Below are 19,625 nucleotides of genomic sequence, written 5' to 3'. Positions count from 1 at the left end.
ATGGGACAAAGTACGCGAGGCGTTGGCAGGAATTCAGATCACCCCGAGGCGACAGAATGTCAGCGCCCGAGGCATTCGGTCCCTCGTCCGGATTCCGCAGCTCGGTCCCGTTGACGCTGACGTTCTTGCCGGGGCGGTCGGATCAGTGTGCTGTTCTGCGTGCGAATGCTGTGATCGCCAATAGGTAGCCGCCGAGTGTGATTCCGGCACACCACAACACTGCGAGCCAGGCAGTGTCGGCGACCGGTCCGCCGGTGAGCAGACCCCGAACGGTTTCGATCACCGGGGTGACCGGCTGGTTCTCGGCGAACGAGTGCAACCAGGCCGGCATGGTGTCGGTTGGGACGAACGCACTGCTCACGTAGGGGAGGAACAAGAGGAAGAAGGTGAATCCCCCGGCCGCTTCCTCACTGCCGGCGAGTAGTCCCAGTGCGGCGGCGAGCCAGGAGATGGCGAGGATGAACAACGCAATGATCCCGAACGCGGCCAGCCACTCCAGGGGCCCGGCGGACGGTCGGAAACCCATCACCAGCGCGACGGCGATAACGACCCATGACGTCACGAGGTTACGTGCGACGCTGGAGAGGACGTGACCGAACAGGAACGCGGATCGGGTGATCGGCATCGACCGGAACCTGTCGACGATGCCGTGCACCATGTCGCTCGCCACGCCGACCGCCGTCTGCGAGGAGCCGAATCCCGCGCACAGCAGGATGATCCCCGGAACGACGTAGTTCAGGTAGCCGGTGCCGGTGTCCATCGCCCCGCCGAAAACGTAGACGAAAAGCAGCAGAAGCAGTACCGGAAGGGCGACGCCCATGATCACGGTCTCGGGGCTGCGCAGGATGCGCGTCGTGGTGCGGGCGGTCATCGCGGCGACATCGGCGACGGGGTGGGGGCGGGTGTCGGCGGTCATCGGGCTGTTGCCTCGTTTCGGATCGGTGCGGCGGGTGTCTTGTCGGTGAGCGCGAAGAACACGTCGTCGAGGCTGGCGGAGTGGAGCGACAGGGTCCCGACAGTCACGCTCTGGTCGTCGACCCGGTCGAGGAGGGCTTTGATCTGACCGATGCTCCCGTCCGTCGGGATCGCAATCGTGCAGCGGTCCGCGTCGACCACGACCTCGTCGAAGGAGGCGGCGACTGTCTCGAGTTGGGACCGCTGGGTGAGCATCAGTTCGAGGTGGCCCCCGGGGACGAGCCGTTTCAGTTCGTCGGGATTACCTTCCGCAACGATCCTGCCCTCGTCGAGCACGGCGACGCGGTCGGCGAGTTGGTCTGCCTCTTCGAGGTATTGGGTAGTGAGAAAGATCGTCACACCGTCGTCGGCGAGGCACCGGACGACATCCCACATCGTCTGCCGGCTCCGTGGGTCGAGTCCGGTGGTGGGTTCGTCGAGAAAAATCACCTCCGGCCGGGCAACCAAGCTCATCGCGAGGTCGAGGCGGCGTGCCATGCCACCCGAGTACGTGCCTGCGCGCCGCCTGCCCGCGTCGACCAGGTCGAACTGTTCGAGCAGCTCGCGTGCCCGCTGTCTGCCCTCGGCTCGACCGAGATGACCGAGGCGGGCCATCAGCCGCAAGTTCTCCTCGGCGGTGAGCAGGTCGTCGACGGCCGCGTACTGGCCGGTGAGACTGATCGAGCGTCGGATGCCCTGGGCGTCGTCGTGCAGGTCTCGTCCGGCGATGGTCACGGTGCCCGCATCGGCTGGTGTGAGGGTCGACAGGATGCGGACCATCGTGGTCTTGCCTGCGCCGTTGACCCCGAGAAGTGCGAACACGCTGCCGCGTGGAACGAGGAGGTCGACGCCGTCGAGGACGGCGACGTCCCGGAACGATTTTCGCAATCCGGTGACGGTGATCGCGGGATCGCAGTGGCGGTCAGCGACCGCCGACCCAAACTGTGTACGACGTATATTCATGGTGTGCAGCGTACGCAGTTTTAAGATGAGCGCAAGACCCCGACGAAGTGGAATACCGATGACACAGCCCCTCGAAGGCCCGACAAGCCGCACGCCCGCCGACCTGCCCAAGGCAATGAGGCTGGCATGGGGATTGGAGGAGGCCGGGTCGCGCGGTCCCCGCAAGGGGCTCACGCTCGACCGGGTGCTCGACGCCGCGATCGAGGTGGCCGACGTCGAAGGTCTCGCGGGGCTGTCGATGAGCCGCGTTGCCAAGCAACTGGGGTTCACCACCATGTCGCTCTACCGGTATGTCGACAGCAAGGATGACCTGATCGAGCTGATGGCGGACCGCGCGATCGGCGCCCCGCCCGCCGACCTGCCGGTGTCCGGTCGGTGTCGGGACCGGCTCGAGGCCTGGGCCCGGGCCGAGTACCGGAGCGCACGCGTCCATGCTTGGTGGGCTGAACTGTCCATTTCGGCGCCGCCGACCGGGCCGAACAACCTGTCGTGGCTCGAGGCGGGACTGCGCACCCTCGCGGACACAACGTTGCCCGAGGACACGAAGGTGCAAGTGGTGCTCAATGTTTCACTGTTCGTGATCGGGCGCGCCCGGTTCGTCAACGACCTGGAGCGGTCGGCGGCGTCCACCACACCGGTCGACTATTCGCAGATGCTCCCACTCCTGCTCGACCGGGAGCGATTTCCCGCGCTGCTGTCCGCGATCGCCGCCGGAGCATTCGATCCGGACGGGAGCGACGACGCCGATTGGCTCGAGGACGACTTCCGCTTCGGCCTCGACCGCATGCTCGACGGCATAGACCGGTTGGTGGAGAAAACCGACGCCGGATGACGCCGCCGCGGAATTCGCTGCGGACCGTGACCGGGGCTGGTTCCCGGGCGGAGCGCAGTTTACGGGAGCTACCCGGGCGGCATCTGCCGGAACCTCTGAACGTAGGAATTCCAATTCCAGGTAGATAGGAATGCTTGTGCCGCTTCGTATCCGTTCCGGTAAAGAGCCTCGACGTCTTCCTGGTGAATGTCGAAGTCGAGGGCCCCGACATCGGTGGAGTTCACCCGAATTGCCCGGACACTCACCCACGGCTGGTTCAGGTACGCCTGATCGCGACCCACGAGCATGGTACTGAGAACGCTCTCGAGCAGGTGCGGTGGCCCGAGAAGGCGCAGGAGTCTGAGATGGGGGATGACGTCATCGTTCCCGGCCGGCAGATTGGGCAGAACGGTGACCCCGAAGGTGGGCCATCGGGGCAACTGTCCATCGGTCCGATCCAGTGAATCGATCGGGAAGTTCGAGAGCACTCCGCCGTCCACCAGCGTCGAGGTCATTCCGGCGGCACTGGTCAACGAGACAGGACGGAAGAAAAACGGAATCGCCATGGACGCCCGTACCGCGTCGGCGACGGATTGAGCGTTGGGGTCGAGGCCGTAGACCCGTTCAAAGTCCCAGGGCAGGCGGACCAGTTGCCCCGTCGTCACGTCCGTGACGGTGACCACCAGCCTGTACCGCTGTTTCATTGGCAGGGTGCCGTCAATCTCGAGGTCGTGAAAGGTGGAGACTCCGAGCCTCTCGAGCGTGTCCTTGATCCACTGGTGGACACGATCGCCCCGGTAGAGTCCGGTGCCCCGCAGCAGCGCCCACGATTGCCCGAGAATCGGGATGTTCTCGAGGAGACCGGGATCGAGAAACTCTCGATAGTTGAGATGGGTGAGTCTCTTCAACTGCTCGCCGGTCACAGGTTCCCCGCTGGCGGTGACGGCCGCAAGGATGGCACCCACGACCGCGCCCGCCGACGTACCGGACACGCGATGAATCGTGTATCCGGCATCGATGAGCGCAGACGCGGCGCCGACCAACCCGATTCCTTTGACGCCGCCACCTGCGAGGACGAGGTCGGCTTCTTTGCTCTCCCGTGACGCAGTCACATCCATCTACCCCCTGGCCGCTTGTACATCCGCCCCGGTCGCACCTGACGCGGACCCTGGTGCCAGCGCTGGTGCGGCCGGAGTGTCAAAATTGAGCTCTGCGCCCATCGTCCTCGCTCCGTCGCCTGGGAAGGGCGAATTCGAGAGGTTCCGTACATTGCGCCCCGATTTTCTGGTCCACCAGTAGAATCGGGCCGGCCCACACTCACATCGTCCGGTGTCTGGCACGTCTGCACGCGGACTCGCACAGTCGCATCATCGTGGATCTCACCAAGACCGCAGATTCGTCCGTCTCACTTCCTGTAATTGCCTGCCGCTGAGAGCGTCCGGCCGAGCTGGTCGAGAGTCCAGTGCGCTTCGCACTGTTGTGCAACATCGACGTACTCATCCAGTGCCCCGGACCCGTACCCCACCAGGCGCTCAATCGCGAGTCTTCTGTTCAGTTTCCGGCCTGAGCGTGCGCTCGACGGGCCGCCTCGATCAGCGCTTCTGCGGCCCGTTCGGCGCGCTTCGATTCGGTACGGCTGGTCGGCGTATCGGTGTAACCGGACCGTGTCTTCAGGCCAAGTAGCACGCTGAGGTGTTTCGCCGTGGCCGGGTCGACGGACCCGAGCAGCGTGACGGCATCCTTGTGGTCCTCGCCCTGCGCATGCTCACCCAGTCGCGCGCAGCAGATGACGTCCGAGGCTGCGATACCCGCGTGCACCCACAGCGTCACGACCGCATCATCGACACCCTCCGGCTCGTCGGCAAAGTCGCGACCGATCTCGGCCAGGTGAAAGAACTGTTCGGCTTTTCTCAGCCGCCCGCGGCGGACTGCCTGGTCGCACGGCCGCGTCCGCCCCACTACCGATTACCTTGACGCAGCAACCGGGTGAAACCAGCCCGCGAACCGGCCACCGTCAGCCCCTCTTTCGCCACCTCTCGCAGGACTGGTGCGTCCGTGCCGCGGCCGGCGATCTCACTCTGCATGAACTGCAAATCTCGCGCATCGTTGCCGGTCCATCTGGTCACCTCGGCCATCAGCTCAGCCACCTGTTCATCCCACTCCTCGTCTGCGACGGCATCCGGCCGGACAAGGAAGATGTCGATGTCGCTGTCGATCGACATCGTTCCGCGTGCAGCGGAGCCGAACACGGCGGCATACACCGGGGGAATCTTCCAGCTGGCGAACCGCGCCTCCAACCTGCGCAGGAATTCCCCTGACAAACCGGCGAGACCGATGATATGAGGGAAGGCCAAGTGCTCACGATTGAGCTGATACACGAATGCGTTACCCACCCTGGAAGACAACACGGTGCCCTGCTTGCTCAATCGTTGCAACACCTTTCGTATCCCCTCTTCCGAATGGCGCGGCAGCACCCGGTGCAGCTGGCCGGTCGTGAAAGTCGCCTCGGACGCGGCAGCCAGCGCAGCGAGCACATCACCGTCGAGCGTGGGCGTCACTGTCTGTAGCGGGCGGCTCAGATCCATAGTTCCGTTTCCCTAGCGACTCGCGTGCACGTACTATTGTACGTCTACCCGTACTATAGTAAGGGATCTGTCACCGGGGTTGCGGAAAATGGTGTCACTGGTCGAACTGCGCACTCCGCGGAGCGAGATCGATCGCGGTCGCTCCAGAGATTGGACGGGCGAACCTATTCGACTCTATCCGCCACTCACGAGCGGTACACGTTCTGCCGCTTTGCGTCGTAAGTCGGCCGCCGACGACGTTTGCGGGGCCTGGGGCGTGTCTGGTTAGCGTCAAAAACGTTGTGTACGAGTTCGGGTGCCTCGATTTCAGGTGTTGGCGGATGAGCGATGAGACGTGATCGGGGAGTCATGGCCGCGTCATCCGACGATGGCGGCCTGGCCGATTTAGGCTCGGACGATGGTACGCGCAACCGACTTCATCAATCAGGTGGTCTCCTCGACGCTCTACCGACCGGACGGGACAGTGGAAACGACCCGAGATCCGGCGGTGTGGACCCTGGCTCACCGCGGATACAGCGGGTCCGGTCGCCTCGACGTGTGGGCCTACCGAACACAGGCTGCCGCACTTCGAGCGGGTGCCGTCCTGGCGATGGAAGCCGGCATGGACGAAGACCTCAATGTGCAGAACTGTTTGCGGCAGGCCGCTGGTCGGGAAGTGATGGAGCGGTATGAAGAGCTGAGCCCGGAAGGTCATCTGTTGCGAGTTCAGGCCGCGTTCCTGCAAGCGTAGGCGCCGAACAGGCCACGGCGATGGGGCTCGACTGCGAGGATGGTGCGTGGGTCGGGACCCCCACTACCGGAGGATTCCATGTCTCGGCTTCTGCGCCTGACCCTCATCGCGGCCACGGTGGCCGCCGCCTTGTCCCTGACCGCGGCGCCCGCAAATGCAGCACCACCACCTGTTCCGAGTGGATGCGCACTGCACTACTTCGTGATCGGTGCCGTGTCTACGTGTGATCCCGGGACTGTGAACGCTCATCAGGTGGAGCTACATTGCCAGCTACTCGGTGCGTTCCCCTATATGCACTTCCCTGTGTGGGGACCGGAGGCGCCCACTTTTCTGCCCTCCATCGCGCTGTGCCCGCCCCTCCACTTCGGGCTAGGCCCTACGGTGCACGCCCGTTAGGTGCAGGTGCGATTGACCTGAGGTAATGACATGCCCGAGGGCACGGTCGCACCGTAAAGTTCCCTCCGGCCGATGAGATCCACCTGATCCTCGGCCTGGCCCCACGCAATCCCACAGCACGTCGTCGACGACCCCCAGCTCGCGAGATGCAGGGCCGCCGTCGTGTCGCAGCGATCGTGGTCAGTGGGCTGAAGTGGTGCGATTCGTGTCGAGAACTCTTCGTGTCTGGGTGACGAGTCGGTCGAGCCACGCGTCGGTGCCGACCGCACGGCGGAGGGGTTCGTTGGGCAGTTCGACGCTCACCGGAAGGTCGGTGGGCAGTGTCGACCAGATGCCGGTGAGGTCAATGCCCCCGGTGCCGGGCACGAGCCGTTCCTCCCGTGCGTGGCGGACGAGTTCGGCGTCGTTGGTGGGTGCAGGCACCGAACCGTCGCACATCTGCGCGTAATGCAGCCACTCGCGTGGGATCGCCGCCAGGTCGTCGAGGGTCGTCGTCGAACGGGCGGTATGCAGAGCGTCGATCAGTACGCTACGCGCCGGCCCGTCGGCCTGCGTCACGATCTCGACCGCGGTGGTCGCGTCGGGCACAGCCGTCCACGGCATGAACTCGAGGCTCGCGACGATGCCGTACTGCGCACACAGTTCCGCCAGCCGGGCGTAGGAGTCGGTGAGCCGGGCGCGGTCGCGGTCGTCGCCGCCGACGAGCACGGCCTTCGCGCCGAGGCGTGCGCCCGCCTCGAGCAGCGGAACGTACGACTTTGGGTCGAAATCTGCTTGCAGCCGGATGATTTCGAGGTCGAACACCTCGATCGGCGAATCGTCGAGGCGACGGATCAGGGCATCGAGGGCGGCGTCGTCCTCGTGCAGCGGGTAGGCGGTGGTGCCGGGCGCTGCGGGCAGCAGTCGGATACCGATGGTGTCGAAGCCGTGCTTCTCGGCGAGGTCCACCTGCTGCAGCGGCGCGGTGTCGAGCACGGTGAGTGCGGCAAGGCCGAGTGGGGCGGTCATCGCAGAGCTCCTGTCGTCGAGGCGAGGCGGCGGCCGGTGAGGTAGCCGAAGGTCATGGCTGGGCCGAGGTTGATACCGCCGGACGGGTAGTGGCCTCCCATGACGCTGGACTGGTCGACCCCGACCGCGAACAGCCCGTCGATCGGCTGGTCGTCGTCGTTCAGAACCCGGGACATGCTGTCGGTGACCAGACCGGCGAACGTACCGAAGCTGCCGGGCACCACCTTGACCGCGTAGAACGGGCCTTCTTCGAGCGGTGCGAGGGAGGGGTTGGGCCATGGGTTGTCGGGGTCGCCGGAGCCGACGGTGAAGGGTGTGGTGCCGCGACCGAACTCGGGGTCGACGCCGTCGCGGGCGCCCTCGTTGAACGCTGCGACCGTCTTCTCCAGGCCGTCGGGGTCGACACCGATCTTCTCGGCCAGCTCGCGCACCATGCGGCCGCGGGTGAGATACCCCGACTTCAGGTACGGCCACGTGGGGATTGGCAGCGGCTTGGCCATGCCCAGCGGGAAGTACCGCAGGTACCGCTGGTCGGCGATCAACCAGGAGCAGACCTCGTCGCCGTCGGGGACCTGTTCGACCATTGCGAGGGTGTAGTCATGGTAGCCGAGGGCCTCGTTGACGAAGCGGCGGCCGTCGGCGAGAACGCCTATGACACCGGGCTTTCCGCGGTCGAGGATGTGCGGGAACACACCCTCCTTGCCGTTGCGGTACCGGACGATCGACACCGGGCAGTACGCCACCGGGGACGCGACCGAGCGGTCGAGTCGGCCGCCGACCGATTCGCCGAGGGTGATGCCGTCGCCGGTGGTCGTGGACGGGGTGAGGGTCCAGTGTTCACGGCCCGTGGGTGTGCGGGGAAAAAGTTGACGGCGCCGGTCGACGTCGCGACTGAAGCCGCCCGTCGCGAGGACGACTCCGCGGCGGGCGGACACGGAGTAGACCCCGTCCGGGCCCTCCAGCCGGACGCCGGTGACGGTGCCCGCGGAGTCGGTGGTCAGCGCGGTGGCCGCCGTGCTCACGCGGATCTCGACGCCGGCGTCGAGCGCTGACCGCAGCAGCCGGCCGACGAGCGCGGTGCCGTTGACGAGTTGCTGGCCGCGGCGTGTGGTGGCGAGGTCGAGCAGGTGCGTGGACACCCTTCGGGCGCAGTGCGCAAACGCCTTCGCCGAACGGGTCGAGTGCAGGAAGGCCTGGAGGTCCGGGCCGGCCATGATGCCCATGCCGAGGAACGACGTCTCGTAGAGCTGGCGACGCAGGAGCGCCGCGACGTCGAGGCCGAGCTTCCGGAGGTTCACCGGCTTCGGTCCGACCGAGCGGTGCCCTGTGCCCGCACCCGGTGTGTCGCCGTGGATGTCGGCGATCTTCGCGCCCGGAACGAATTGGAGCGCCGTCTTCGTCTCGAAGAATTCCACCATCTCGGGTGCTCCGTCGAGCAGGGCATCGACCTTGGCGGCGTCGAAGTTCTCGCCGAGTCGGTGCTCGAGATAGGTGCGCGGCAGCGAGCGGTCCTCGTTCACGCCGTCCGCCTGCGCGAACAGGTTCCGCGGCGCCCACATCCAGCCGCCGGACCATGCCGTCGCGCCGCCGCACGTGTCCGCCTTCTCGACGACGAGGACGGAGGCGCCCCCGTCGGCTGCGGCGACGGCGGCGGACAGACCGCCCGCTCCGGAGCCGATGACGACGACGTCATAGGTGGAGGTGGTGTGATCGGGGGTCATAGCGTCTCCTGAGCGGATGTTGTTGCGAAAGTCGGTGCGGGCGTGAGGTCGACCACCCGGCCGGTGCGCGAGGACTCGTAGATCGCCGCGATGATCGCCAGCGAGGCGCGCGCGTCGCGTCCGGTGACGGCGGGGTCGCGACCGGTCAGGACGGCGTCCGCGAAGTCCTGCACCTGGAGTGTGTGGAAGTCGGCGAGTCGGGCGTTGACTTCCGTGACGTCGAGATTGGCACGGACGCCGGGTGTGAACGGGGTACGGAACTCCACTTCGCCGGGGATCGTCCAGAGCTCGTTGACGCCCTCCCTGCCCTCCGGGAACTCGAGGACGCTCGCAATCGCACCGGTCTGCCCGATCACGGTGACCCGGTTGCCGAGGTTGTGGTTGACGCCGGTGGTCGCGGTGACGGTCGCCGTGCCGCCCGACGCGAACGAGACGACGGCGGACGCACTGTCCTCGGTCTCGATGTGGCCGCCGTGTGTGTGGGTGCGGATGAAGCCGCTCACCGACACGGCCTCACCCATGAACCATTGGAGCATGTCGATCTGGTGGACGGCCTGCGTCATCAGGACTCCGCCGCCGTCGGTGTCCCACCGTCCGCGCCACTCGTCGGCGGAGTAGTAGGACGACGGGCGGTGCAGGAGCACCGACGCCTCGCCGAGCACCGGAATGCCGATCCGGCCGTCGTCGATGGCCGTCCTGATGCGCTGCGCGGCCGGCCAGAACCGGCGCTGGAACAGCACACCGAACGTGATGCCGGCGCGGTCGGCGGCCGCGATCATGCGGTCTGCCGCGGCGACGTCGACCGCGATCGGCTTCTCGCACAGCACGTGGATCCCGGCCTCAGCCGCCGCGACGACCACCTGCTCGTGCACCGGGTGCGGTGTGCAGACGGTGCACGCATCGAGGCCGAGGTCGATCAACTCCTCCACCGAACCGACGACCCGCGCGATACGGTGCGAGTCCGCGAACTCGCGGGCGCGGTCGACGTTGGGGTCGCAGCAGCCGACCACCTCGACGCCGGGCACCTGCTGCAGGGCCCGGGCGTGGTTGCCGGCGATCTTGCCGCAGCCGACGATGCCGATACGTAGGGCCATCAGTAGTGCTCCTCGGTTTCGACGTCCCGGGCCGCGGATTCGCCGCGGTCGAGTCGATTCAGGGCGGCCACGTCGTCGGCGGTGAGCCGCACGCCGAGGGCGGCCAGGTTCTCGTCCTGGCGGGCGGGATTCGCGGATCTCACGACCGGCACGACACCCTGCGCGAAGTGCCAGGCCAGGACCACCTGTGCGGGGGCGCGGTCGAGGCGCCGGGCGATGTCGGTGACCACGGGTGAGTCGAGCACCTCGCCGCGGCCCAGCGGGCTCCACGACTGCGTGGACACGCCGAGTTCGTCGTTCGCGCGCCGGACGGGTAGCCGGGCGAGCGACGGGTCCATCTGGATCTGGTTGACTGCCGGCGCTTCTCCGGTTTCGGTGACGACGCGACGCAGGTGCGTCTCCAGGAAATTGGAGACACCGACGTGGCGGACGAGGCCGGCGTCACGGCAGGCGAGCATCGCCTCGAACGCCGCCACGTACCTGTCGTGGCGTGGCAGCGGCCAGTGGATGAGGAACAGGTCGAGCCGATCGAGTCCCAGATTCTTCAGGCTCCGCTCGACCGCGCCGCGGATGTCGCCCGACATGTGATCGCTCCCACGCAGTTTCGTGGTGACGAACAGCTCCTCGCGTGGCAGTCCGCACTCCGCGAGCGCCACACCCACTGCCTCTTCGTTGTCGTAGATCGTTGCGGTATCGACGAGCCGGTAGCCGGCCTCGATGCCGGACAGCACGGCCCGTGTGGCGTCCGGTCCGGTCAGCGGCCAGGTCCCGAGACCGAGGGGTGGCATGTCGATCATGCGCTGACCTCGCGAGCATCGGCGGCCGCGGTGATCTTCGCGGCGACGTCGGCTGCGGTGACGAGAGCGGCGTGGATGGAGCCGCCGTCGCCACTCGCGTCACCGACCGTGTGGACGCCGAGTCGCGGTGCCAGCGACCGCACTGCGGCGAGCAGGTCGGTGCGCGGCTCGACGCCGTGCGAGATCAGCAGTTCGCCGGGAGCGTCCACCACCCGCTCGTCCCCGGCGGTCGAGATCACCATCCAGTCTTCCTCGATCCGCGTCACGATCGACGACAGGTGGGTGGTGAGGTTCGCACTCTTCGCGAGCCGCGGCAGCAGCACGATCTTTCCGCGCCGGCCGACGTCGTGGGCGATCGTCTCCTGCGGGCCGATCATGACCACCTCGGTGCCGTGCTGGAGCAGGTCGTCGGCGACCGCGGCTGCTTCCCGGTCGGCGCCGAAGATCGTGATCGCCGCGGGTGCGGGGTCTCCGGATTCCAGGAACTCCCGGACGTCGCGGACCCTCCGGGTGTCGGCCCCGGGGAGGTCGACCTCGGGTCCGCGGCCGCCGGTCGCGAGCACGACGGCGTCGAAGTCCAGGCCGGCCAGTGCGGCGGCGTCGACCCGGGTGCCGAGGTGGCAGGTGATGTCGAGGTCGGAGATCTCGGCGAGGTACCAGTCGACGATCCGTAAGTACTCGGGGTACTCGTGCAGCCGGGAGGCCAGCGCGAAATCTCCACCGAGACTCCCGCGTTCGTCGTACAGGTCGACACGGTGCCCGGCGAGCGCGAGGTCGCGGGCGGCCGCCATCCCCGACGGCCCGCCGCCGACGACAGCGACACGCACCGCCGCGGCCGCCGGCTTCGACGGCTGCTCGAGTTCGCGGCCCACCCACGGATTGACCGAGCACGGAACGGGTCCGGCGGCGAGGCTGTCGATGCAGTAGTTGCAAGCGATGCAGGGCCGGTACCGGCCGCCGTCCAGCGCGCGGTTCGGGAAGTCCGGGTCGGCGTGCAGGGTGCGGGCCATGCTGACGAAGTCGGCCTGCCCGGATTCGATGATCTGCGCCGCGACCTCGGGTGAGCTGATCCGGCCTGCGACCCCGACGGGGAGGTCGAAGTCCCGCGTGTACTGCTCGGAGAACGGGGCGAGGAGTCCGCGCGGCCACTCGCCGGGTTGGATGATCCACTGCCCGGATTCGTAGTTGCCGGCGGAGACGTCGAGGAAGTCGAGCCGGTCGGTGTCGATCGCGTCGATCCGGGCGCGGGTCGTCTCCGCGTCGAGACCGCCGTCGACGGCCTCGAACGCCGAGAACCGCAGTCCGAGAGCGATATCCGGTGCCATCGTGCGCACGGCGTCGATCACCTTGTTGACGAACAGCGCCGGATCGGCCCACTTGTCGTCGCGGTGGTTGTACGCCGGCGAGAGAAACTGGTGGATGAGGTAGCCGTGACCGCCGTGCAGCGAAATCACATCGACCCCGGCCTGTTGACAGCGCGCGGCGGCCTCGCCGAAGCATTCGATGATGTGCTCGATGTCGTCGCCGTCGAGTTGCTCGGGCATTTCGCCGCCGACCACCGCGCACGGGATCGGTGACGGTGCGACGGGGACGAATCCGCTGACGGAACCCTGCGCGGTGCGGCCGCCGTGATTGAGTTCGACGCCGACGAGCGCACCCTGCGCATGGATCGCCTCGGCCATCTTCGCGATGCCCGGGATGCGTTCGTCGACGTCCACACCCATCTGCCGGATACGCCCCTTGCCGTCGGCCCGCACGTAGCTGGCCTCGGTGAAGACGAGAGCTGCGCCGCCCGCCGCACGGCGCTCGAGGTACGCGATGTACTCGTCGGTCATCGTGCCGTCGACCTCGCAGTAGTTGCGCTCCATCGGCGCCGACACGAAGCGGTTGCGCAGTCGCACGTTGCCCAGGTCGAGTGGTGCGGCGAAGAGACGCGCGGTCATCGGGACTCCTCGAGAACGGTCGGGGCGCACTGATCGGCGAGCAGTTCGCCGAGGTGACGTCGCATGCGGTCGGGGTCGGGCGTGATGCCGGTGAGGAGGGCGAACGTGTCGGCCGCCTGAGCGACGAGCATCTGACCGCCGTCGAGCACATCACAGCCGAGAGCGGTTGCTGCCGCGACGAGTTCGGTCTGCAGCGGGCGGTAGACGATGTCGGCGACCCACAGTCCGGGATGGAGCGCGTCGGTGTCGAACGGCGTTCCCGGATGTCCGACCATGCCGATCGGGGAGGCGTTGACGACGCCGTCGCAGTGCTCCAGGTTCGCTTCGATCGCCTCGAGGGGGATGGCCGTGACCCGCGTCTGCGGGAAGGCCGCCGCGAGGCGCGCGCAGACGTCCGCGGCACGGGCCGGGTCGAGGTCGGCGACGCGCAGGTCCGTCACCCCGGCGGCGGCGAGCGCGTAGGCGACGGCCGAACCGGCACCGCCCGCACCGGCGAGGACGACACGGCCGAGCGTGGCATCGGGCAGTCCCCGGCGCAGCGCCGCGAGGAATCCGCTGTGGTCGGTGTTGTGACCGATCAGCCGCCCGTCACGGACGACGACGGTATTGACGGCGCCGAGAAGTCGCGCGTTGCCAGACATTTCGTCGAGGGAGTCGACGACCACCTGCTTGCACGGATGGGTGACGTTGAGTCCGGTGCAACCCGCTGCAACTGCCTGCCGCAGCGCGTCGCCGGAACGGTCGACGGGAATGCCTTCCGCCGCGACGTCGATCAGGTCGTAGCGGTAGTCGGTCAGGCCGAGGGCGGCGGCCTCGTGTTCGTGCAGCGCCGGCGACAGGGACGTGGCGATCCCTGCCCCGACGAGGCGGATCCGGTGCCGGGTGGAAAAGGGGTGCATGAAAATCTCCTGCAGTGGTGAAGGTCCGATCAGGCGTCGGTGCGGGCGAGCGCCTGGTGCCGCGTGCCGGCCGTCGTCGTGCCGGGTTCGCCGAGCTGCTCGGTGGGTGTGCGGTACGTCTCGGGACCGGTGAGCGCGGCGACCGACGACAGCAGCGCGAAGCCCAGGCACATCCAGGCAACCGGGGCCCAGTTCGCGGTGTCACCCGCCGACAGCCACTGCGCGATGGCCGGGGTGAAGCCGGCGACCAACAGCCCGAGCATGAGACTTACGGCCATTCCGGTGTACCGGACCTTAGCGGGGAACTGCTCGGGGAAGTACGCCGGGTACACGCCGTTGGGCATCGCGTAGAACAGGCCGATCAGAACGATGCCGGCCGCGAAGACCATTGGCACGCTGCCCGTTCCGATCGCGTGGAAGAACACGAACACCATGCCCGCGGCACCGACGGCGCCCGTCACGAACACCGGTTTACGGCCGATCCGGTCGGCGAGTATTCCGAACAGCGGCTGGGTGAGGACCGCGACGAAGTTGGCGACGGCGATGGCCCACAGCATCGTGGAGCGTTCGAGCCCGGCGACCTGCACCGCGTACGCCAACGCGAAGACGTTGACGATGGTGTTGATCATCGCGAACGTCGCGCTGAGGCTGATGCGGATCACGGTGCGCCAGTGCGAGCGGAACATCTCGACCACCGGAATGCCCGCGGTGTCGTCGTGTTCCTTCAACTCTTCGAAGACCTCCGGCTCGTCGAGCTTGCGACGCAGCCAAACCGCTACACCCGTCACGACGATGCTGAGCAGGAAGGGCACACGCCAGCCCCACGAGTAGAGCGCGTCATCCGGCAGCGCGGCCACGGGGATGAACACCAGGCTCGAGAGCACGATGCCGAACATGATGCCGCTCATGGTGAACGACGTGTAAAACGAGCGACGGTTGTCCGGTGCGTGTTCCAGCGTCAACGCGGAGGATCCCGGCGATTCGCCGCCTGCCGACAGGCCCTGCAGCAATCGCAGGAACACCAGGATGACGGGTGCGGCGATGCCGATCTGGTCGTATGTGGGCAGGCACCCGACGACCACGGTCGCGATACCCATGAGCAGGAGGCACGCCAGCAGCGAATTCTTGCGCCCGTATCGATCCCCGAGATGTCCCCACAGCACTGCGCCGAGCGGACGCGCGATATACGCGACACCGAGCGTGCCGATCGACAGCAGGGTCGCCGTGGCGCCTCCGCCCGGGAAGAAGATCCGCGGGAAGACCAGCGCTGCCGCGGATCCGTAGATGAAGAAGTCGTAGTACTCCAGCGTGCTGCCTAGGAATCCCGAGACGGCGGCCCGGCGGGCGTTCTCGTTCGGTTGTCCCCCGGTGTCACGAGTAGACGTGCTTGCCATGGTGTTCCTTTCGTCCCAGGATCCGGTGCGCCGCGAAGCGCTTGTTCGGAGGTGATCCACCTCACACGAAGTTCCGGACCGTGACGAGCGTGTCATGGCAGACTATGCGCAGTCCAGCGCAAAAAAAGTCTTAGATATAGATCGAAAATGTCCTAATCGGGGGTGGGGAGAATATCCTCCGATACCGCGAGGGCCACCCGGAGCGCGTCGGATACCCGACGCGGCGACCACGCGAGTCCGTGATTCATGTAGATCGGCTCGCCGGTGAGCGGCACGAACACCGTGCCCGGGGGCGTGAGCGCTGCAATGCCCGACGTCATGAGCGCCACGCCGACACCCGTCGCCACCAGCATCAGGATCATGTACGGGTCGGTGATCTCTTGCACTACGCGGGGACGGAACCCTGCATCAACGCAGGCCCGCATCGCGACCTCCTGCAATGCCGAGCCGGCCGACAGCGGTGTCGTGACGAACCCGTCGTCGGCCAGGTCGCATAGGTCGATCTCCGGCTCGGACGCGAGCGGGTGGTCCGCCGGAAGCACCGCCCCGAATGGCTCGCGGCGGATCAATCGGGTGGACACCGAAGCCGTCTCGACGGGAAGTCCGACGAACGCGAGATCGAGTGCGCCGCTATCTAATTGAGAGAGAGCTTCACGAGTCATGATGCGCCCGACGAGGGTGAGTTCGATGTCGGGATAGCGCTGCCTGAGCGCGCGGGTGAGCGGGGGCAGGGACAGGTGATTGAGCACGCCCGTGAAGCCGATCTTGATCCGGCCGTACACGCCCCCGGCGGACGCGCGGCTAGCTTGCCGCGCGATGTCGACACTCTCGAGAATGCGGTAGGCGTGCGGCAGAAACGTATGGCCGGCCGACGTCAGGGCGACACTGCGGGTGCTCCGCTCGAACAGCGGCACGCCGATGTCCTTCTCGAGTTTGCGCACCGTCTGACTCAGCGGCGACTGGGCCATCTGGAGGCGCGCGGCAGCCCTGCCGAAATGCAGTTCTTCGGCGACGGCGACGAACGCTTGCAGCCAGCGAATCTCCATCGGATTCCCTTCGGCGAGTCTGACGAGTGTTGCTCAGCCCATATATTCCAATTCATACACAGTGCGACACGGATCAAACCGATTTCGCACATAGAACAAGACTAATGCGCACACAGTCGCGAGGAGAAACCACCATGTCCACGTATCCCGAGGGCGCCACCGCGCTCGTCACCGGCGGCGCGAGCGGAATCGGCGCGGCGTGCGCGAAACGCCTCACCGACGCTGGGGTCCGCGTCGTCACCGCCGACGTCGCCACGGGGGCCGACGAACACCTCGACGTCACCGATGCCGACGCCGTCGAGAAGCTCGCCGCCCGGCTCGGCCGTGTCGACATCCTCGTCAACAGCGCCGGCGTCGTGGGACCGTCCGCTCCTCTGGTGGACGTCGACCTCGGGGACTGGCGCCGAACGTTCCGCATCAACGTCGACGGGACATTCCTCCTCTGCCGCGCATTCGTGCCGGCCATGACCGACGCCGGCTGGGGGCGGGTCGTGAATCTGGCGAGCATCGCCGCGAAGGATGGTAATCCCAACCAGAGCGCCTACTCGGCGTCGAAGGCGGCCGTGATCGCGCTGACGAAATCACTCGGGAAGGAGGTCGCCAAGACCGGTGTCCTGGCCAACGTGGTGGCACCCGCCGCGGTGCAGAGCCCGATGAATGCCGGCACCGACCCGGCGATTCTCGCGCGGTCGCAGAGCCTGACCCCCATGGCCCGGATGGGACGGCCCGAGGAGATCGCGGAACTCGTCGCATGGTTGTGCTCGCAGGCGCTCAGCTTCTCGACCGGCGCCGTCTACGACGCCAGCGGTGGCCGGGCGTCGTACTGAGGGGATGCTTGCTTGTTCGGGACTTGCCTGGGCACTTGTGAATGCATGTGGACCGTCACGCGTTATTTGCCGCAGGTAACGACCTCCTCTGCACAGCCAACTTCCCGGCTCGCCTTTGGAAGCGGCGACTTCCGTCGCGACACCGGCGCCGCCGACCTCGCACCCGTCGTTCCGGCATCAGGAACGCAGCACAATGCGCTACGCGGGGGCGGTGAAGCCACCCGCGGCAGTGGCGAATCCCTCGCGCGCGTGGCGCTTGCTGCCGTTGATCATGTCGTTGAACCTGTCTGCGGTCCATGCCGCGCGCAGCCCGAGCCTCCCCATGATCATCGGCACCGCGTGGCCGAATTTCGGTTCGTCGACCCAGATGGTGCGCAGATCGTCCGGGGTGATGCCGGTGGCGATCCGATCGGCGATGAGGGTCCCGACGTAGGTGGCCTGGGCGAGTCCGTGGCCGTTGCAGGCCAGGGAGTAGTAGACGTCGTCGCCGACCGTGCCGGCCACCGGTAGCCAGGTCGAGGTGATCCCGATCCACCCGCCCCAGGTGCGGTCGATCGCGACGTCCGCCAGCGGCGGGAAGCGTCGTGCGAATGCCTTCGCGAGGTCGGCGACCACCGCCGGGTCGGGATGGCGTTCGGGCAGCGGATAGCTTGCGGCACGCTCGATCTGGCGGACGCCGAACACGATGGTGTTGCGTGCGGTGAGTCGGTAGTTCTCCATGATGTTGTGCTGTGTGATGAGTCCGGATCGGCTGGTCCAACCGAGCGCGGCGAGACGTTGCGGGGAGATCGGCTCGGTTTCGACCTCGGTCACCCACATCGGTGACGATAGGCGTTTCGGCGTGATGTCCCACTCGCCCGCATAGGCGTTCGTGGCCAGCACCACCTTCTGCGCCAGGATCACGCCGCCGGGTGTCTCGACAGTGACGCCGCCATTGCCGCGAACGATGTCGACGACCTTTGATTGCTCGAAGACCCGCACGGTCGAGGCGAGCACCGCGCTGCGAAGGCCACGTAGGAGCTTGCCGGGGTTCATGATTCCGCCCTTGATTTCGCGCATGCCGCCGAGGAAGCCGTGCGGGATGCCCAGTTCGCGTGCCGTGCCCTCCTCGACGTGGGCACCGGCACGGCGGAGGATCTTCGCGATGCGGCGCGTGCGTCCCAGCTGTCCGCGCGAGACGGCCGCGAAGACGTTGCCGACGGCTTCGTAGTCGCAGTCGATGCCGAGCTTCTCGATCATGCTCTCGACGTGGCCGGCGGCGTTCTCGGTGAGGCGGATGATCGCTGGCATGCCCTTGCGGTAGAGCAGATTCAGCAGCTGGATGTCGCCGCCGGGCGCGCTCGCCAGTTGGCCGGCATTGCGCGAGCCCGCACCGTGCCCGCAGAAGTCCGACTCCAGCAGCACGGTGTCGACGCCACGCTCCGCGAGTCGCAGCGCCGTCGCCATGCCCGCGAGCCCGCCGCCGATGACCGCGACGGAGCAGGTGAAGTTCTCCGTCAGCGGTGGTCGGATGTCGGTGGGCGGATCGACCCACCCGGTGAAGGTGGTGTAGGTCGTGTTCGCGGTAGAGCTCATGCGATTTCAGCTCCTCGGACGGGGGAGGCGGCGGTCGGATCGAGGTGTGCGTCGTCCCGCTTGTTGTGGGCAGCGAAGGCCGTATACGCCCGGTAGATGACGAGCATCGCCAGGCCCCAGGTGAACAGCGCGAGGGTGTAGAAGAGGGTGTGGTTGGCGTCGTCGCCCGGAATTCGCCAGAAGTCGTAGATCGAGGCGACGACCACGTTCAGCGCGGTGGCGCACGCCGCCCACGCGGCGTGGGCGCGTTCGCCGAGCTCCCAGAGGCGCCACGCGAAGTAGCACAGGAAGCCGGAGGTCGCGAGCGCGGTGATCAAGAAGAACACCTTGCCCGGCGTGCCGATCTCCTCGGCGTACTCGGACAGGAAGAACCCGAGGATCGCGGCCAGGGCGAACGCGCCCACCTCGACGCCGAGCGTGGGCTTGTACCTGTGCGTGACGACCAGCAACCCGAGGACCAGGATCAGCGTGAACCCGATCGAGCGCGAGAACGCGTCCAAGAAGAAGGCGATGTGGTACATCGGGGAATCGGTGCCGGACTTGGTCACCCCGTAGAGCAGGAAATTGGTCCCCGAGACGGCCATGATGATCCATTCGAGACCAATCAAATAGTTGTGATGGCGCCGAATGAACTTCACGCCGCAGATGAATCCGACGACGATCATCCAGATGTCCGCCGCGGCGAAAAGAATGTCGCGCATGGCAGCGCCTCCTTGGGAGTGTCCGTGATCTCGTGTGGCCTCCACAGTGGCGTGCCCATGAGGACGCCCGCTACGCCGACGTGCAACCACGTGTCGCGCCAGCCGCGACACACTGCACCACGAGGCCGTGTGATCGGCATCTCAAAGGCGCGCGCAGTGCACTGTGCACCACCGCGTCGCG

18 protein-coding genes are annotated in these 19,625 nt (G+C 67.0%); 3 read left to right on the top strand and 15 right to left on the bottom strand.

Annotated elements, in window-relative coordinates; all coding sequences use genetic code 11:
* Nucleotides 1–142: 142 nt before the first annotated feature.
* Nucleotides 143–916, bottom strand: coding sequence for an ABC transporter permease (locus tag CBI38_RS25040; protein WP_109333139.1), 774 nt, complete (start codon nt 914–916; stop codon nt 143–145).
* Complete coding sequence (locus CBI38_RS25035; RefSeq protein WP_109333137.1) at nt 913–1,917, bottom strand: ATP-binding cassette domain-containing protein; 1,005 nt, start codon at nt 1,915–1,917, stop codon at nt 913–915. The genes CBI38_RS25040 and CBI38_RS25035 overlap by 4 nt, the downstream gene beginning before the upstream one ends.
* 58 nt (nt 1,918–1,975) lie before the next feature.
* On the opposite strand from CBI38_RS25035, the gene CBI38_RS25030 reads away from it, so the two are divergent.
* Nucleotides 1,976–2,749, top strand: a complete 774-nt coding sequence (locus tag CBI38_RS25030) for a TetR/AcrR family transcriptional regulator (RefSeq protein WP_109333135.1) — start codon at nt 1,976–1,978, stop codon at nt 2,747–2,749.
* A 68-nt stretch (nt 2,750–2,817) separates the two neighbouring features.
* Here the strand turns inward: CBI38_RS25030 and CBI38_RS25025 are convergent, their stop codons facing one another.
* The 3 genes from CBI38_RS25025 to CBI38_RS25015 all read right to left on the bottom strand — a co-directional run bounded on the left by CBI38_RS25025 (nt 2,818) and on the right by CBI38_RS25015 (nt 5,313).
* Nucleotides 2,818–3,846 (bottom strand): patatin-like phospholipase family protein, encoded by a 1,029-nt coding sequence (locus tag CBI38_RS25025; protein ID WP_109333133.1) that lies wholly within the window; start codon nt 3,844–3,846, stop codon nt 2,818–2,820.
* 433 nt (nt 3,847–4,279) lie between these two features.
* Entirely contained in the window at nt 4,280–4,687 is a 408-nt protein-coding gene (locus CBI38_RS25020; protein WP_109333131.1) for a hypothetical protein, read from the bottom strand.
* The gene (locus tag CBI38_RS25015) at nt 4,687–5,313 is read right to left on the bottom strand and encodes a nucleotidyltransferase domain-containing protein (RefSeq protein WP_109333129.1); all 627 of its coding nucleotides are present in this window, start codon (nt 5,311–5,313) and stop codon (nt 4,687–4,689) included. Before CBI38_RS25015 ends, CBI38_RS25020 begins: the two co-directional genes overlap by 1 nt.
* 397 nt (nt 5,314–5,710) lie before the next feature.
* Between CBI38_RS25015 and CBI38_RS25010 the strand changes: the two genes are divergently transcribed.
* On the top strand, nt 5,711–6,043 hold the full coding sequence (locus CBI38_RS25010; RefSeq protein WP_109333127.1) for a hypothetical protein: 333 nt from the start codon (nt 5,711–5,713) through the stop codon (nt 6,041–6,043).
* A 576-nt stretch (nt 6,044–6,619) separates the two neighbouring features.
* Here the strand turns inward: CBI38_RS25010 and CBI38_RS25000 are convergent.
* The 8 genes from CBI38_RS25000 to CBI38_RS24965 all read right to left on the bottom strand — a co-directional run bounded on the left by CBI38_RS25000 (nt 6,620) and on the right by CBI38_RS24965 (nt 16,341).
* On the bottom strand, nt 6,620–7,447 hold the full coding sequence (locus tag CBI38_RS25000; RefSeq protein WP_109333123.1) for a sugar phosphate isomerase/epimerase family protein: 828 nt from the start codon (nt 7,445–7,447) through the stop codon (nt 6,620–6,622).
* The gene (locus tag CBI38_RS24995) at nt 7,444–9,168 is read right to left on the bottom strand and encodes an FAD-dependent oxidoreductase (RefSeq protein WP_109333121.1); all 1,725 of its coding nucleotides are present in this window, start codon (nt 9,166–9,168) and stop codon (nt 7,444–7,446) included. The genes CBI38_RS25000 and CBI38_RS24995 overlap by 4 nt, the downstream gene beginning before the upstream one ends.
* On the bottom strand, nt 9,165–10,262 hold the full coding sequence (locus CBI38_RS24990; RefSeq protein ID WP_109333119.1) for a Gfo/Idh/MocA family protein: 1,098 nt from the start codon (nt 10,260–10,262) through the stop codon (nt 9,165–9,167). The genes CBI38_RS24995 and CBI38_RS24990 overlap by 4 nt, the downstream gene beginning before the upstream one ends.
* Complete coding sequence (locus tag CBI38_RS24985; protein WP_109333117.1) at nt 10,262–11,059, bottom strand: aldo/keto reductase; 798 nt, start codon at nt 11,057–11,059, stop codon at nt 10,262–10,264. The genes CBI38_RS24990 and CBI38_RS24985 overlap by 1 nt, the downstream gene beginning before the upstream one ends.
* Nucleotides 11,056–13,002, bottom strand: a complete 1,947-nt coding sequence (locus CBI38_RS24980) for an oxidoreductase (RefSeq protein ID WP_109333115.1) — start codon at nt 13,000–13,002, stop codon at nt 11,056–11,058. Before CBI38_RS24980 ends, CBI38_RS24985 begins: the two co-directional genes overlap by 4 nt.
* Nucleotides 12,999–13,901, bottom strand: coding sequence for a shikimate dehydrogenase (locus CBI38_RS24975; protein WP_109333113.1), 903 nt, complete (start codon nt 13,899–13,901; stop codon nt 12,999–13,001). The genes CBI38_RS24980 and CBI38_RS24975 overlap by 4 nt, the downstream gene beginning before the upstream one ends.
* A 29-nt stretch (nt 13,902–13,930) precedes the next feature.
* On the bottom strand, nt 13,931–15,295 hold the full coding sequence (locus CBI38_RS24970; RefSeq protein WP_109333111.1) for an MFS transporter: 1,365 nt from the start codon (nt 15,293–15,295) through the stop codon (nt 13,931–13,933).
* A gap of 152 nt (nt 15,296–15,447) precedes the next feature.
* Nucleotides 15,448–16,341: a LysR family transcriptional regulator gene (locus CBI38_RS24965; protein WP_109333109.1), complete on the bottom strand. Its 894-nt coding sequence runs from the start codon at nt 16,339–16,341 to the stop codon at nt 15,448–15,450.
* A 134-nt stretch (nt 16,342–16,475) separates the two neighbouring features.
* Here CBI38_RS24965 and CBI38_RS24960 point away from each other — a divergent pair, with 134 nt between their 5' ends.
* Nucleotides 16,476–17,168: an SDR family NAD(P)-dependent oxidoreductase gene (locus CBI38_RS24960; RefSeq protein WP_109333107.1), complete on the top strand. Its 693-nt coding sequence runs from the start codon at nt 16,476–16,478 to the stop codon at nt 17,166–17,168.
* 198 nt (nt 17,169–17,366) lie between these two features.
* Here the strand turns inward: CBI38_RS24960 and CBI38_RS24950 are convergent, their stop codons facing one another.
* Both CBI38_RS24950 and CBI38_RS24945 read right to left on the bottom strand, forming a co-directional pair.
* The gene (locus CBI38_RS24950; RefSeq protein WP_109333105.1) at nt 17,367–18,743 is read right to left on the bottom strand and encodes an NAD(P)/FAD-dependent oxidoreductase; all 1,377 of its coding nucleotides are present in this window, start codon (nt 18,741–18,743) and stop codon (nt 17,367–17,369) included.
* The gene (locus tag CBI38_RS24945) at nt 18,740–19,444 is read right to left on the bottom strand and encodes a transporter (RefSeq protein ID WP_109333103.1); all 705 of its coding nucleotides are present in this window, start codon (nt 19,442–19,444) and stop codon (nt 18,740–18,742) included. Before CBI38_RS24945 ends, CBI38_RS24950 begins: the two co-directional genes overlap by 4 nt.
* Between the last annotated feature and the right edge of the window lie 181 nt (nt 19,445–19,625).

Source organism: Rhodococcus oxybenzonivorans (assembly GCF_003130705.1).
In the GTDB taxonomy this organism is placed as follows: domain Bacteria; phylum Actinomycetota; class Actinomycetes; order Mycobacteriales; family Mycobacteriaceae; genus Rhodococcus_F; species Rhodococcus_F oxybenzonivorans.
The sequence above is the reverse complement of the archived record's forward strand: the minus strand, read 5'-3'. Positions and strand labels throughout refer to the sequence as shown.